Source organism: Pseudodonghicola xiamenensis DSM 18339 (assembly GCF_000429365.1).
Classification (GTDB): domain Bacteria; phylum Pseudomonadota; class Alphaproteobacteria; order Rhodobacterales; family Rhodobacteraceae; genus Pseudodonghicola; species Pseudodonghicola xiamenensis.
Genome location: NZ_AUBS01000006.1, coordinates 138217 through 152466, shown reverse-complemented (window position 1 = coordinate 152466; position 14250 = coordinate 138217). Strand labels below are relative to the sequence as shown.

At 65.4% G+C, this 14250-nt stretch carries 14 protein-coding genes and 2 riboswitches; of the genes, 9 read left to right on the top strand and 5 right to left on the bottom strand.

Annotation, left to right across the window (positions count from 1 at the left end; genetic code table 11):
• Nucleotides 1–76 precede the first annotated feature (76 nt).
• Nucleotides 77–1591, top strand: coding sequence for a malonate--CoA ligase (locus tag G455_RS0109405; protein WP_028093476.1), 1515 nt, complete (start codon nucleotides 77–79; stop codon nucleotides 1589–1591).
• 157 nt (nucleotides 1592–1748) lie between these two features.
• Here G455_RS0109405 and G455_RS0109400 read toward each other — a convergent pair whose 3' ends face one another.
• The 3 genes from G455_RS0109400 to aroC are packed head-to-tail and all read right to left on the bottom strand — an operon-like array spanning nucleotide 1749 to nucleotide 4460.
• On the bottom strand, nucleotides 1749–2693 hold the full coding sequence (locus G455_RS0109400; protein ID WP_028093475.1) for an AEC family transporter: 945 nt from the start codon (nucleotides 2691–2693) through the stop codon (nucleotides 1749–1751).
• A complete protein-coding gene (locus G455_RS0109395) occupies nucleotides 2690–3352 on the bottom strand; it encodes an HD domain-containing protein (RefSeq protein WP_035366481.1) in 663 nt (220 codons plus the stop codon). Before G455_RS0109395 ends, G455_RS0109400 begins: the two co-directional genes overlap by 4 nt.
• The gene (gene aroC, locus G455_RS0109390; RefSeq protein WP_028093473.1) at nucleotides 3345–4460 is read right to left on the bottom strand and encodes a chorismate synthase; all 1116 of its coding nucleotides are present in this window, start codon (nucleotides 4458–4460) and stop codon (nucleotides 3345–3347) included. The genes G455_RS0109395 and aroC overlap by 8 nt, the downstream gene beginning before the upstream one ends.
• A gap of 268 nt (nucleotides 4461–4728) precedes the next feature.
• Nucleotides 4729–4828, top strand: a riboswitch (TPP riboswitch).
• Between the two features lie 34 nt (nucleotides 4829–4862).
• Here aroC and thiB point away from each other — a divergent pair.
• From thiB to G455_RS0109375, 3 genes are read left to right on the top strand one after another with little or no spacing between them, the layout of a single operon-like run.
• The gene (gene thiB / locus G455_RS0109385) at nucleotides 4863–5849 is read left to right on the top strand and encodes a thiamine ABC transporter substrate binding subunit (RefSeq protein ID WP_028093472.1); all 987 of its coding nucleotides are present in this window, start codon (nucleotides 4863–4865) and stop codon (nucleotides 5847–5849) included.
• On the top strand, nucleotides 5825–7384 hold the full coding sequence (locus G455_RS0109380) for a thiamine/thiamine pyrophosphate ABC transporter permease ThiP (protein ID WP_028093471.1): 1560 nt from the start codon (nucleotides 5825–5827) through the stop codon (nucleotides 7382–7384). The genes thiB and G455_RS0109380 overlap by 25 nt, the downstream gene beginning before the upstream one ends.
• On the top strand, nucleotides 7371–8069 hold the full coding sequence (locus tag G455_RS0109375) for a thiamine ABC transporter ATP-binding protein (RefSeq protein ID WP_028093470.1): 699 nt from the start codon (nucleotides 7371–7373) through the stop codon (nucleotides 8067–8069). The genes G455_RS0109380 and G455_RS0109375 overlap by 14 nt, the downstream gene beginning before the upstream one ends.
• 462 nt (nucleotides 8070–8531) lie before the next feature.
• Here the strand turns inward: G455_RS0109375 and G455_RS0109370 are convergent, their stop codons facing one another.
• The gene (locus G455_RS0109370; protein ID WP_028093469.1) at nucleotides 8532–8978 is read right to left on the bottom strand and encodes a 6,7-dimethyl-8-ribityllumazine synthase; all 447 of its coding nucleotides are present in this window, start codon (nucleotides 8976–8978) and stop codon (nucleotides 8532–8534) included.
• 76 nt (nucleotides 8979–9054) lie between these two features.
• Nucleotides 9055–9208, bottom strand: a riboswitch (FMN riboswitch).
• A 56-nt stretch (nucleotides 9209–9264) separates the two neighbouring features.
• Here G455_RS0109370 and G455_RS0109365 point away from each other — a divergent pair.
• From G455_RS0109365 to G455_RS0109345, 5 genes are all read left to right on the top strand, one after another.
• Nucleotides 9265–9882, top strand: a complete 618-nt coding sequence (locus G455_RS0109365) for an FMN-binding negative transcriptional regulator (RefSeq protein WP_028093468.1) — start codon at nucleotides 9265–9267, stop codon at nucleotides 9880–9882.
• Nucleotides 9883–9939: 57 nt separating this feature from the next.
• Nucleotides 9940–10539 carry a glutathione S-transferase gene (locus G455_RS0109360; RefSeq protein ID WP_028093467.1) on the top strand — a complete coding sequence of 200 codons (600 nt, stop codon included), beginning with the start codon at nucleotides 9940–9942 and terminating at the stop codon, nucleotides 10537–10539.
• A 213-nt stretch (nucleotides 10540–10752) separates the two neighbouring features.
• A complete protein-coding gene (gene petA / locus G455_RS0109355) occupies nucleotides 10753–11316 on the top strand; it encodes a ubiquinol-cytochrome c reductase iron-sulfur subunit (RefSeq protein WP_028093466.1) in 564 nt (187 codons plus the stop codon).
• Nucleotides 11317–11331: 15 nt separating this feature from the next.
• The gene (gene petB, locus G455_RS0109350) at nucleotides 11332–12684 is read left to right on the top strand and encodes a cytochrome b (protein WP_028093465.1); all 1353 of its coding nucleotides are present in this window, start codon (nucleotides 11332–11334) and stop codon (nucleotides 12682–12684) included.
• A gap of 17 nt (nucleotides 12685–12701) precedes the next feature.
• On the top strand, nucleotides 12702–13496 hold the full coding sequence (locus G455_RS0109345; protein WP_028093464.1) for a cytochrome c1: 795 nt from the start codon (nucleotides 12702–12704) through the stop codon (nucleotides 13494–13496).
• Between the two features lie 199 nt (nucleotides 13497–13695).
• On the opposite strand, the gene G455_RS0109340 is transcribed toward G455_RS0109345, so the two are convergent.
• Nucleotides 13696–14238 (bottom strand): chloramphenicol phosphotransferase CPT family protein, encoded by a 543-nt coding sequence (locus G455_RS0109340; protein WP_028093463.1) that lies wholly within the window; start codon nucleotides 14236–14238, stop codon nucleotides 13696–13698.
• Nucleotides 14239–14250 lie beyond the last annotated feature (12 nt).

The following is a 14250-nucleotide window of genomic DNA, read 5'->3' as shown; positions in this document are numbered from 1 at the left end:
GTTACCTGAAAAGATCAATCGCTTGCGTTTGCCTCGGTCCTGGACGCAGAAAGGTCCGCAGGAGAAGGAGTTCCAAATGCAGCCATCCACATACGCCGACAACTATCTGATCACCCGCCTGCACGCCGCCTCAGTCGGCCATGAAACACGCAATTTCGCCACCTTCCCGGCCCGCGCCAGCATGACCTTCGGGGAGCTTTTCGCCGGTGCCGAACGCAATGCGGCGGCGCTGGTGGCGATGGGCGTGAAACCCGGTGACCGGGTCGCGGTGCAGGTGGAAAAGACCATCGAGGCGATCCAGCTCTATCTCGGCACGGTGATGGCGGGCGCGGTCTTCCTGCCGCTGAACACCGCTTATACCACGCCTGAGGTCGCCTATTTCCTGGGCGACGCCACCCCGCGGGTGGTGGTCTGCGATCCGGCGAAATACGAGGCGATCGAAGGTGTCGCCGGCGAGGCGCGGGTTGTGACGCTCGATGCCAAGGGGCAGGGCACGCTGATTGACGCGGTGGTCGGGCGCGGAAGCTTCACGCCGGTGCCGCGCGGCCCCGATGATCTGGCGGCGATCCTCTATACCTCGGGCACCACCGGGCGGTCGAAGGGCGCGATGCTGAGCCACGCCAACCTCGCCTCGAACTCCGAGATGCTGAAAGAATATTGGCAGTTCACCGATCAGGACGTGTTGATCCACGCGTTGCCGATCTTTCATACTCATGGGCTCTTCGTCGCCACCAATGTCGCCCTGCTGGCCGGGGCGCGGGTGATTTTCCTCAAGAGCTTCGACGCCGATGAGATCCTCAAGGCGATGCCGCAGGCCACCGCGCTGATGGGGGTGCCGACTTTCTACACGCGGCTGCTTGCCGATCCGCGCCTGACCCGCGAGCGCGCGGCGAACATGCGCCTCTTCATCTCCGGATCGGCGCCGCTTCTGGTCGATACGCATGAGCAATGGGAGGCACGAACCGGTCACCGCATCCTCGAACGCTACGGCATGACCGAAACCAACATGAGCTGTTCCAACCCCTATGTGGGCGAACGCCGCGCCGGCACCGTCGGCTTTCCGCTTCCCGGCGTCGAGGCGCGGGTGATGCGGGACGGGGGCGAGGTGCCGGCGGGCGAGATCGGCGTGCTTGAAGTGCGGGGCGCCAATGTCTTCAAGGGCTATTGGCAGATGCCCGAGAAGACGGCAGAGGAACTGCGCCCAGATGGCTGGTTCATCACCGGCGACATGGCGATGATCGACGCCGACGGCTATGTCAGCATTGTCGGCCGCGCCAAGGATTTGATCATCACCGGCGGCTTCAACGTCTATCCGAAAGAGGTCGAGGCGCTGATAGACGATCTCCCCGGCGTGCAGGAAAGCGCCGTGATCGGTGTGCCGCATCCCGATTTCGGCGAAGGCGTCGTCGCTGTGGTGGTGCCCGAGGGCGAGGGGACCACGCCCGAGGCGATCGCCGCCGCGCTCGACGGCCAACTCGCCAAGTTCAAGCAGCCGAAGGCCATCGTGATGGTCGACGCGCTGCCCAGAAACACCATGGGCAAGGTTCAGAAGAAGGCGCTGCGCGACACCTATGCCGAGCTTCTCGGCTGAGGTCGCGCCCGGTGGCGGCCGCAGGTCTTGCCGTATTTGGGACGAGAAGAAGTGCGGGGGCCGCGCCCGGGCTTCTTCTCGTTGAAAATACGGCCGGGGGAGGCGCCCGTCAGGGCGACGGGGGCGGGCAGCCCTCTGCAAGGCCGCTCATGGGGCCTCAGACCAGCCAGGCCAGAAGAAGGTTCAGTGTCACGAAGGCGCAGGAGGTTGCCAGCAAGAGCGCGATGGCGGCGGCCCCGCCCAGGCCGCGCTCCTGGGCGAGCAGGGGATAGATGCTCAGCACCGGCATGGCGGCCGAGAGGATCGCCGCGATCCGCATGTCATGCGACATGTCGATCAGGCCCAGATGGGTCAGAAGCGTGGCGACGAGCGCGACCATCGCCGGGTGCAGCAACAGCTTGGCTGCGGTGATCTGGGCCGCCAGCAGCCTGTTGCCCATGAGTGGCAGCCCGACCAGCGAACCGCCGATCACCACCAGCGCCAGTGCCGCGGCCGAGGTGCCGAACATCCCGGTCAGTCGCAAGGCCGGCTCCGGCAGAGACAGGTTCATCGCGGATACGCATAGCCCCGCCAGCATGGCAAGGACCATGGGCCGGCGCAGCAAGCCGGTCAGCACCGCCCAGAGCAGGCGGATAGGCGACAGCCCGCCGCGCCCCGAGGCCAGATCCAACAGCACCAGACCAAGCGGGATCAGCGCGACATTTTCCAGCAGCAGATTCAGTGCCAGGATCACCCCGGCCTGATCCGGAAACACCAGCAGCATCACCGGATAGCCGATAAATCCGGAATTCGGGCAGGCCGACCCCATCACCGCCAGCGCTCGACGCAGCGGGTCGGGCGCGGTAATCGAAAACCATCCGAAGCTGATGGTTTGGGTCAGAAGCGCCCCGCTCAGCATCACCAGCAAGAAGTCGGGGCGGATCACCTCGCTCAGGGGCTTTGTCGCCAGCGATGAGAACAGCAGTGCCGGCAGGGCCAGATTCAGAACATATCTGCCGAAGATCTGCATGTCGTCGGGGCGAAACCAGCCCAGGCGCACGATCGTATATCCGATCGCTATCGTGGCATAGATCGGCGCGGTAATGCTGAGGATATCGCTCAAGACACAGTCCAGTCGTCGGGGAGCTCGGTGCCGATCTCATCGGCAAGTTCTTTCAGAAACAGGATCATGCGCGCGGCGCGTGCCTGCGCAAGCTCCCGACCGCGCGGGGTCAGCATATCCGCCGGTAGTCTCAGCAATTTGACGCGAAAATGATCGAGCGTCTGGCGGCGATCGTCCAGATCGCGCGCGTTGGCGAAGGGGTCGGAGGGATCGTAAAGCGGGCGGCCCAAGGCGCCCGAGACCGCGAAACAGCGCGCGATGCCAACCGCTCCCAGCGCATCCAACCGGTCGGCATCGCGCAGGACGCGCGCGTCTTCGCTCTGCGGTGCAATCCCGGCCGAAAAACTATGCGCGGCGATGGCGTGTTGGGTGGCGGCGATCCGGTCGTCATCAAACCCCAGATCGTGCAGGATCGGCGCCGCCGCCTCGGCTGCAAGCGTGGAGGCGCGGGCGCGGTCTGGGCTGTCCTTCGGCAGGTTGACCAGATCGTGCAGATAGCAGGCCGCCAGCAAAACCTGCTGGTCAATGTCAGGTCCAGCGATGGCGCGGGCATTGGCCCAGACCCGGTCAAGATGGGCCAGGTCGTGGGCGCTGTCCTGCGCCATCCCGTTGCCCGCGATCTGCCGCAGCCGCGTGCGCAACCCGCTCAGATCAGCCAATGCGGCCCCGGGTCTCGCCCACGGCGCCGCCGATCTGGCCACGGTTCAGCAGGATATGATCAAGGATCACGCAGGCCATCATCGCCTCGCCCACCGGCACGGCGCGGATGCCGACGCAGGGGTCGTGCCGACCCTTGGTGATGATCTCGGCCTGTTCCCCGGATTTGGTGATGGTCGCCCGTGTCTTCAGGATCGAGGAGGTGGGTTTCACCGCAAAGCGCACCACGATCTCCTGTCCGGTGGAGATGCCGCCCAGAATACCGCCCGCGTGGTTCGATGAATAGGCCGGCTTGCCGTCTGGGCCGATGAAGATCTCGTCGGCGTTCTCTTCGCCGGTCAGCAGGGCGGCGGCCATGCCCTCGCCGATCTCGACACCCTTGACGGCGTTGATCGACATCATCGCCGCGGTCAGATCGGTATCCAGCTTGCCATAGATCGGCGCACCAAGGCCGGCCGGCACACCGCGCGCCACCACCTCGACGATGGCACCGACGGAATTTCCGGATTTGCGTAGGGCATCCATATAGCCGGCCCAGTCCTCTGCCGCTTGCGGATCGGGGCACCAGAATGGGTTCCGGCCGATCTCTTCGGCGTCAAAGCGCGCCCGGTCGATCCCGTGCGGCCCGATCTGGGTCATATAGCCTTGGATCTCGATGCCCGGGGCCAATTCGGCCAGGGCGGCGCGTGCCAGCCCGCCGGCGGCAACCCGCGCCGCCGTTTCCCGTGCCGACGACCGCCCGCCGCCGCGATAATCGCGGATGCCGTATTTCTGCCAATAGGTGATATCGGCATGGCCCGGGCGGAACTTCTCCATGATCTCGGAATAGTCCTTGGAGCGCTGATCGGTGTTCTCGATCATCAGCTGCACCGGAGTACCGGTGGTGCGCCCCTCGAACACGCCGGAGAGGATCTTGACCGCATCGGGTTCGCGCCGCTGGGTGGTGTATTTGCTGGTCCCCGGCTTGCGCAGGTCCAGCCAGCGCTGGATCATCGGCTCGTCGATGGCGATGCCCGGCGGGCAGCCGTCCACCGTGGCACCGAGCGCCGGCCCGTGGCTTTCGCCCCAGGTGGTGACGCGGAAGAGATGGCCGAATGTATTGATGGACATGGGGGCTCTCCTTTGCCGTGGTGATTAGCGGCGCGCGGCGCATGGCTCAAGCGGATTCGCGGGCAGGCACAGACCTGGCCACGGTGGGCCGTCGGCGGAGACCTCCCTTGCATCCTGTCGCACCGGTCCGCCGGATCAGGCGGGGCCCCGGCTTCTTCTCGGCCCAAATACGGCCGCCGGAGGCACGCGCCGCAGGCGCGTTCCTTGTCTTGAGCTTCGCCCCGAGCCGTCAATCCGCTTGCCTCATGCCTTCCCCGCGCATAGGGTCGGCGCCACCTCGGGGTGCCTGATCGGGCTGAGATGCGTCGCGCGAACCCGTTGAACCTGAACCGGCTCATACCGGCGGAGGGAAGGTTTATGGACATGCCTCCACCCTGCCCCGACGCCGCAAAGGAGGATGCCATGAAGTATCTTGCATTTGCAGCGGGACTGATCACCAGCGCAGCGGGCCAGATGGCCGCGGCCGAGACCCCTGTTCTGACCGTCTATACCTATGACAGCTTCGTCAGCGAATGGGGCCCGGGCCCGGCGATCGAGAAGGCGTTCGAGGCCGAATGCGGCTGTGATCTGAAATTCGTCGCCGCCGGCGACGGTGCCGCGCTGCTGGCGCGGGTGCGGTTGGAGGGCAAGCGGTCCGAGGCCGATGTTGTCCTCGGTCTCGACACCAACCTGACGGCGGCGGCGCGCGAAACCGGGCTGTTCGCTCCGGTCTCGGTCGATGTCGATTACAGCCTCCCGATCTCGTGGGCGGATGATGAGTTCATCCCCTATGACTGGGGTTATTTCGCCTTCGTGCAGAACCGCGATCTGGCTGCGCCCAACAGTTTCCGCGCGCTTGCCGACAGCGATCTGAAGATCGTGATCCAGGACCCGCGCTCCTCCACTCCTGGGCTTGGGCTCCTGATGTGGGTGAAGGCCGCCTATGGCGACGAGGCGCCGGCGATCTGGAAAGGGCTTTCCGACAATATCGTCACCGTCACCAAGGGCTGGTCCGAGGCCTATGGACTGTTCCTGGATGGCGAGGCCGACATGGTGCTCTCCTACACCACTTCGCCGGCCTATCACCTGATCGCCGAGGGCGACGACAGCAAGACCTCCGCCCTTTTCGACGAAGGCCATTACATGCAGGTCGAGGTTGCCGGCAAACTGGCGGCCTCCGATCAGCCGGAGCTGGCGGATCGGTTCCTGCAGTTCATGGTGACCGACGCCTTCCAGTCGGTGATCCCGACCACCAACTGGATGTATCCCGCCGTCACCCCGGCCGAGGGGCTGCCCAAGGGGTTCGAGACCCTGACCCAGCCGAAGACCGCGCTGCTGTTCTCGCCGGATGAGGCGGCGGCGCTGCGTGATCCGGCGCTGGCCGAATGGCTCGCCGCGCTCAGCCGTTAAGCGCCGCGCCGGGGATCATTGCGACGGTCTGTGTCGCGGTTCTGATCCTCGGTGCGCTGGCGGCGGTGTTCTGGCGGGCAGAGACCGGGAGTGGCCTTGGTCCCGCTGATTGGCAGGCGGTGCGCTTTACCGTGGTTCAGGCGGGGCTGTCGGCGGGGGTGAGCGTCTTGCTCGCCCTGCCGGTGGCGCGTGCCCTGGCGCGGCGGCGGTTTCCGGGCCGCGCGGCACTGATCGCGCTGATGGGGGCACCCTTCATCCTGCCGGTGATTGTCGCGGTGCTGGGGCTTTTGGCGGTCTTTGGCCGGTCTGGCTGGATCAGCCTTGGCCTGGGTCTGGTCGGTCTGCCGCCCCTGCGCATCTACGGGCTGCACGGGGTGGTTCTGGCGCATGTCTTCTTCAACCTGCCGCTGGCGACGCGTCTGATCCTGCAGGGCTGGCAGGAGATCCCGGCAGAGCGGTTTCGTCTGGCCGCCCAGCTTGGGGCAGGGCCGGCGGCGATCTGGCGGCTGCTGGAATGGCCGATGCTGCGCCGCACAGCGCCGGGGGCGCTGGCGGTGATCTTCGCCATCTGCCTGACTTCCTTCGCCGTGGCGCTGACGCTCGGGGGCGGGCCGCGTGCGACGACAGTGGAACTGGCGATCTATCAGGCCTTCCGATTCGATTTCGATCTGACCCGCGCGGCGCTGTTGTCGGTTCTCCAGATCGCCCTGACAGGCGCGGCCGCGGCGCTGGCCCTGCGTGCGGCGATGGGGGAGGGATTCGGTGTCGGCCTTGATCGCGCGATCCGGCGCTGGGATGCCCAGGGCTGGACGCTGAAACTGCGGGACTGGCTGGCCATCGGGCTTGCCGCGCTGTTCCTGCTGTTGCCGCTGGCCGCCATCGCGGCCGAGGGCGCGGCGGGCCTGTTTGCCCTGCCGGCCAGCGTCTGGTGGGCGGCGCTGAATTCGCTGCTGATCGCGGCGGGCAGCACGGCGATCCTGCTGCTGATCGCCCTGCCGATGGCTGTGGCCGTGGCGCTGATGCGCCATCCGGGCTGGGTCGAGGGCGCCGGACTTCTGGGCATGGCGGTATCGCCCCTGGTGATCGGCACCGGCGCCTTCATCGTTATCTATCCTCTCGCCGACCCGGCGGCCTTGGCGCTGCCGGTGACGGCGCTGGTCAATGCGCTGATGGCGCTGCCCTTCGGCTTGCGCATCCTGGTGCCGCGGGCGCGGGCGGTGATCGGCGATTTCGGGCGCCTGGCGCTGAGCCTGAACATGGGGCGCAGGGCGTTTGTGCGGCTGGTGCTCTGGCCCCGGATGCGGCCGCAGATCGGATTTGCCGCCGGGCTTGCCGCGGCGCTGTCGATGGGCGATCTGGGGGTCATCGCGCTGTTTGCCGATCAGGAGGTCGCTACCTTGCCCTTGCAGATCTATCGCCTGATGGGCGCTTACCGGATGGAGGCCGCGGCCGGGGCCGCGCTGCTGTTGCTGGCACTTTCGGTCTTGGTATTCTGGCTCTTCGACCGCGGAGGGCGCCGCCATGCTGAGGCTTGAGGGCGTGCAGATCCGGTCGGGCGATTTCACCCTGCGCGCTGACTGGCAGGTGGAAACCGGTGCGCGGGTGGCGGTGATCGGCCCCTCGGGGGCAGGCAAGACCACGCTGCTTGAGGCGATTGCCGGGTTTCGCGATCTGGCGGCGGGGCGGATATTCTGGGACGGGCGCGATATCAGTCGAGACGCCCCGGGGGCGCGACCCATCGCGATGCTGTTTCAGGACGGCAACCTGTTTCCGCATTTGAGCGTGGCGCAGAATGCAGGATTGGGGCTGTGTCCGGATCTGCGGCTGACGCCGGCGCAGTGGGGCCAGGTGCGGCAGGCGCTGGCGCGGGTCGGGCTGGAGGGGTTGGAGATGCGTCGGCCTGCCGAATTGTCGGGCGGGCAGCAGAGCCGCGCGGCATTGGCGCGGGTGTTGTTGCAGGGCAAGCCGCTCTTGCTGTTGGACGAGCCCTTCGCGGCGCTGGGCCCGGCGCTGAAGCTGGAGATGCTGGACCTGGTCGCCGAGCTGGCGGAGGAGAGCGGCGCCACGCTGATGATGATCAGTCATGATCCCGCCGACGCCCGGCGGATCGCCGATCAGGCCGTTCTGGTGGCCGATGGGGAGGCCGTGACGCCGCAGCCGGTCTCGGCGCTGCTTGATACCCCTCCGCCGGCGCTTCGGGCCTATCTGGGGGAAGGGTAGGGGCGCTGCCCCCATCGCCTGCGGCGATTCCCCCGGGATATTTGAGGCCAGAAAAAGGGAGGGCGGCGCCCGGGAAACGCTCCGGGTGAGCATTTCTGCCGCAGCAGGCGCTGCCCCGGGAAGGCGCTCAGGCGACGCAGGGCTGCACGCCCCTTCGCAAGCAGGCCCCCCCCCGGGGGGGCAGTGGCACGGGGACAAAAGGCCCAATGGCCGTTCAGCGGAACAACGCTCTGTCGGAGCGTTTTTGTTCCGCTTTCCTCAGTCGCGAATTGGTGGGGCCTGGAGAGGTGTTCAGGGTTTTTCATGCGGCTGGCGTTCGGGGGTGGCTGGCTGGGTTCGTGACGGGGAATTGTCCCATTGATCCGAGAAATGCGGCAATTCGAGATGGACGCCTCGCGCGATTGCAGGTCCCGCGAGGAGCGTCAGCGATGAGCGGCCGGAGGGCGAGCCTCCGGCGGAGCGTCATTCGGCGGCCAGTGGTCGCAGGGCGGTGCGGGTTCTGGTGATGGCGAGCGCAGCCTCGGCAGCTTCCCGGCCCTTCTGGATGAAATGGGCGCGGAAGAATTCCGTGTGCTGCGGCGTTTCCTGATAGTGGTGCGGTGTCAGCGACACCGAGAGCACCGGGACCCCGGTGTCGAGCCCGGCGCGCATCAGCCCGTCGACCACCGCCTGGGCGACGAAATCGTGGCGATAGATGCCGCCATCGACCACCAGCGCGGCACAGGCCACGGCGGCATAGCGACCGCTTGCCGCCAGATCGCGCGCCAGAAGCGGCATTTCGAAGGCGCCGGGAACGTCGAAGACATCGACCTGATCGGCGGGGATCAGCTGCAGGAAACCGTCAAGCGCGCGGTCCACGACATCGGCGTGCCACTGGGCTTTGACGAAGGCGAAGCGGGTGGGTGTCATTTCAGATCTCTCCTATAGGGTCAGACACGTCACCCAAGGCGATCACGGGCGTCCGCACCGGCGGGCCGGGCAGGGCGCACGTTCTCTTTCATCCGGACTGTGACCGTCGGCTCCGGCATCTCACCGGATCTGCTGACACCCCGATCGGTTGCGAAAGGGGCCGCTCGCGGGCTTGTGGGTCGTGCCCGCATACCGCCGGTGGGGAATTTCACCCCGCCCTGAGAACGCCGCCAACTTGCCAAGCCGCGCGGGAGCTTTCAAGACTGTCCGTGAAGGAGACGTAACGATGCACCCGAATCCGGTCTTTCATACCGCCAGCGTGGCGGAAAACCTGGCCTTTGCCCGGGCCCGCAGCTTTGGCATTCTGGCGGTGTCGGCGGCCGAGGCCGCGCCGATGCTGAGCCATGTGCCCTTTGTCCTTTCGGAGGACGGGCGGGTGGCTGATCTGCATCTGGTCCGCTCCAACCCTATCGTGCGGGCGCTGAAGGCGCCGCTTGCCGCGCGGCTCGCCATCAGCGGGCCTGACAGCTATGTTTCGCCCGACTGGTACGGGGTCGACGATCAGGTGCCGACCTGGAATTATGTCGCCGTGCATCTGACCGGTGTGCTGGAGCCGCGCCCGCAGGAAGAGCTGGCAGCGTTGCTCGACCGGCTGTCTGATCTCTTCGAGGAACGGTTGTTGCCCAAGACACCCTGGCGCAGTGCCAAGATGGACGCGGGGGCGTTGGAGCGGATGATGCGCATGATCGTGCCCGTCCGCCTCAGGATCGAAGCGGTAGATGGCACCTGGAAACTGGCCCAGCACAAGGAGGCTGAAGTGCGTCTGGCCGCCGCTGACGGCATCGAGGCAGCCGGGATCGGGGTGGAGCTGGCCGCGCTCGTTCGGCTGATGCGGCAAGTATAGACAGCGACGTGACCTGCGCCTAGGGTCGTGAGGAAACGGAAGGAGGAGTTCGTTTTGATGAAGCTGATCATGTCGTCGGCCTCGCCCTTCGTGCGCAAGGTGCGGGTGGCGGCGATCGAGACCGGCCAGCAGGGCGACATCGAGGAAGTGCCCGTGGCCACCACACCGGTCAAGACTGCAGACCAGGTTTGGGCGGCCAATCCATTGGGCAAGATCCCGGCGCTGGTGCTGGAGGATGGGCGTGCGCTTTACGACAGTCGGGTGATCACCCGCTATCTCGACGCGCGGGTCGCTGCGGGGCTTTATCCCGAGGCGCGGCTTTGGGATGTGTTGACCCTGGAGGCGACCGCCGACGGCATTCTCGAGGCCGCGGTGCTGATGGTCTACGAGGGGCGGGTTCGACCCGAGGAGATGATCTATGCCCCCTGGGTCGAAGCGCAGTGGGGCAAGGCTTTGGGCGGGGTGCGCGCGATCAACGACCGGATGATGGATCAGCTCGCTGGTGGGCTCGATATGGCGCAGATCGCAGTGGGCTGCGCGCTGGGCTATCTCGATTTCCGGCATCCGTCCCGGGACTGGCGCGAGCCCTGTCCCGAGCTGGCGGCCTGGTATGCGGAGTTCGACAGACGCCCCGCGATGATAGCGACCCGACCGTAAAGATGAATTTGAGCCATAAAATTAAGGGGCTTGATCGGTCACGCATATGTGACCATTCTGCTTCAGGCGGCCCCTTGAAAGCGGCCTTGGGTGACCAAGGCGGCTGGACGGCGGGCGCGCTGACCGATATTTACGCACGCTAAGATGGAGGGCATCGCGCCTGCGGTGCCAGCGCATATCGCCCCACGCGGGCCTGGAATTTGGAGAAACCTCGTGTCCCACGCAGAAGACAACGAAGGCACCCGGAGAGACTTCCTTTACTACGCGACCGCCGGGGCAGGCGCAGTGGCCGCCGGCGCGGTGATCTGGCCCTTGGTCAATCAGATGAACCCCTCGGCCGATGTGCAGGCGATGTCCTCGATCCGGGTTGACGTCAGCGGGGTGGAGACCGGCACCCAGATCACTGTCAAGTTTCTCGGGAAACCGGTGTTCATCCGTCGCCGTACCGAGAAGGAGATCGAAGAGGGGCGCGCGGTTGAGCTGAGCGCGCTGGTGGATGGGAATGCTGAAAACAGCAATCTGCCCGCGGATGCGCCCGCCACGGATCAGAACCGCACCATGGACGAGGCCGGTGAATGGCTGGTCATGATGGGGGTGTGTACCCACCTGGGCTGTGTGCCGCTGGGCAATAACTCGGGCGACTACGACGGTTGGTTCTGCCCCTGCCACGGGTCGCATTACGATACCGCGGGCCGTATCCGCAAAGGGCCGGCACCCCGTAACCTGCCGATTCCGTTGGCGGAATTCGTCGACGAAACCACCATCAAGTTGGGGTAAGGGAGGCTCCTTCTCATGTCCGGAATTCCGCACGACCATTACGAGCCCAAGACCGGCGCAGAAAAATGGCTGAACAGCCGTCTGCCGATTGTCGGGCTGATCTATGATGTCATCATGATCCCCACGCCGAAGAACCTGAACTGGTGGTGGATTTGGGGCATCGTCCTGGCGTTCTGTCTGGCGCTGCAAATCGTTACCGGCATCGTTCTGGTGATGCATTACACCCCGCAGGTGGATCTGGCCTTCGCCAGTGTCGAACATATCATGCGTGATGTGAACGGCGGTTTCATGCTGCGGTATCTGCATGCCAACGGCGCTTCGCTGTTCTTCGTGGCGGTCTATATCCACATCTTCCGCGGCCTGTTCTACGGATCCTACAAGGCCCCGCGGGAGATCACGTGGATCATCGGCATGCTGATCTACCTGCTGATGATGGGCACCGCCTTCATGGGCTATGTGCTGCCCTGGGGGCAGATGTCCTTCTGGGGGGCGACGGTGATCACCGGGCTGTTCGGTGCGATCCCCTTCGTGGGCGAGGCGATCCAGACCTGGCTCTTGGGTGGGCCCGCCGTCGATAATGCAACGCTGAACCGCTTCTTCTCGCTGCATTATCTGCTGCCCTTCGTGATCGCGGCACTGGTGATCGTGCATATCTGGGCGTTCCACACCACCGGCAACAACAACCCCACCGGGGTCGAGGTGCGTCGCGGGTCGAAGGCCGAGGCGCAGAAGGACACGCTGCCGTTCTGGCCCTATTTCGTGATCAAGGACTTCGTTGGCCTGGCCATCGTTCTGGTGGTGTTCTGGTCGATCGTCGGCTTCATGCCGAACTATCTGGGTCACCCCGACAACTATATCGAGGCCAACCCGCTGTCGACGCCGGCACATATCGTGCCTGAATGGTATTTTCTGCCGTTTTACGCCATCCTGCGCGCCTTCACTTCGGACGTCTGGATCGTGCAGATCGCCTCGTTCCTTACCGGCGGCATCGTCGATGCCAAGTTCTTCGGTGTGATTGCGATGTTCGGGGCCATTCTGGCGATGGCGCTGGTGCCCTGGCTGGATACTTCGACGGTGCGTTCGGGCAAGTACCGGCCGATGTTCAAATGGTGGTTCCTGCTGCTGGTGATCGACTTCTTCGCGCTGATGTGGCTCGGCGGTATGCCGGCTGAGGAGCCCTATGCCTCGATCTCGCTGGTGGCGGCCGCTTATTGGTTTGCCTACTTCCTGGTGATCCTGCCGATCCTCGGTGTGATCGAGAAGCCCAGCCCGATTCCAGCCACCATCGAAGAGGATTTCAATGCTCATTACGGCAAGAAAACCTCTGAGGCGGATATGTCTGCGGCCGATACGGCCCCGGCCGAGTGAGAGAAGGGACGGATAAGATGCTGAAGAAATTTGCCACCGCTGCCGCCCTTGCCCTGGTGCTTGGTCCGGCGGCGGGCCATGCGGCAGGTGCCGGCGGGCATATGGAAGACATTGCCTTTTCTTTCGAGGGGCCATTCGGCAAGTACGATCAGAACCAGCTCCAGCGCGGGTTGCAGATTTACACCGAAGTCTGCTCAGCCTGTCACGGGATGAAGTTCGTGCCGATCCGCTCGCTCGGGGATGCGGGCGGGCCGGCGCTGCCCGAGGATCAGGTGCGGGCCTATGCCGAACAGAACTTCGAGGTCTTCGACCCCGAGCTGGATGATTTCCGCCCGGCGAAGCCTACGGATAACTTTCCGGCCAATACCTCGGCAGGGGCTCCGGATCTCAGCCTGATGGCCAAGGCGCGGGCCGGCTTTCACGGGCCGCTCGGCACCGGGCTCAGCCAGCTGGTCAACGGGATCGGCGGGCCGGAATATATCGTTTCGATCCTGAACGGCTATACCGGCGAGACCAAGGAAGAGGCGGGAACGCTGTTCTACGAGAACCACGCCTTTTCGACCGGGTGGATCGCCATGGCGCCGCCGCTGTCGGGGGAGGATGTGGAATTCGCCGATGGTCATTCCAATTCGCTGCATCATGAGGCGCAGGATGTCGCGGCCTTCCTGATGTGGGCGGCGGAGCCGAAGATGATGGCGCGCAAGCAGGCGGGGCTGGTCGGGGTGATCTTCCTGGTGATCCTGGCGACGCTGCTTTACCTGACCAACAAGCGTATCTGGGCGCCGATCAAGGGCAAGAAATATCAGGCCTGATCGCGGCCCCGGACCACTGCAAGGAGAGCCCCTGCCTGACCCGGCGGGGGTTTTCTTTTGGGGCGCGGGGCAGGGGGCCTTGCCCCCTCGGGCCATGCGGCCCTCACCCCCAGGATATTTTCAGCCAGAAAAAGACAGGATGGCGCGCAGGGCTGGCCGTCGCCGTGTTTTCTGAATGCTTTCGGGATCCCCGATCAGGTCAGTCTGGGAGGTTCTTGGGCGCGGCGAAGAAGGCGGAGCGGGGCAAGGGGGCTTGCAGTCGGGCGAGGATGCGGCCGGCGTTGTCTTCTGGCGATGCACTGCCGTCGAGGCTGAGGTCGTAGGTCAGGCCGCGATGGATCTTGTGATAATCTGCCTCGGCGCTGCCTTGCGGTCGGTCGGCACGGTCGTGTTCGCGCAGCCGGAGGGTTTCAAGCGGCGTGTGCAACCCGATGAAGAGGAGATCGTGCGGCGCGAAGAGGCTTTGCAGATCCGCCTGCCAGCCTGGGGTGTCGAGGATATGTTCAACGATCAGATCGTTCTGCGTATCGGCAAAGGCGGCGAGGGCGCGGTGGAACCCCGAGAAGAAGCCGGGCCGGGCGGCGCGCCAGTTCGGATAATCGGCCGGGGTCCAGGCGCCGCTGTCGCGCAGATGGTCGATGGAGAGGTGCAGAAAGGGGCGGTTGGCCCGCAGGCGCAGCTGTCTGGCGAGGGTGGATTTGCCGCTGCTCGAGGCGCCGTGCAGAAACAGGATAAGCGCCATCGGGGAACCTTT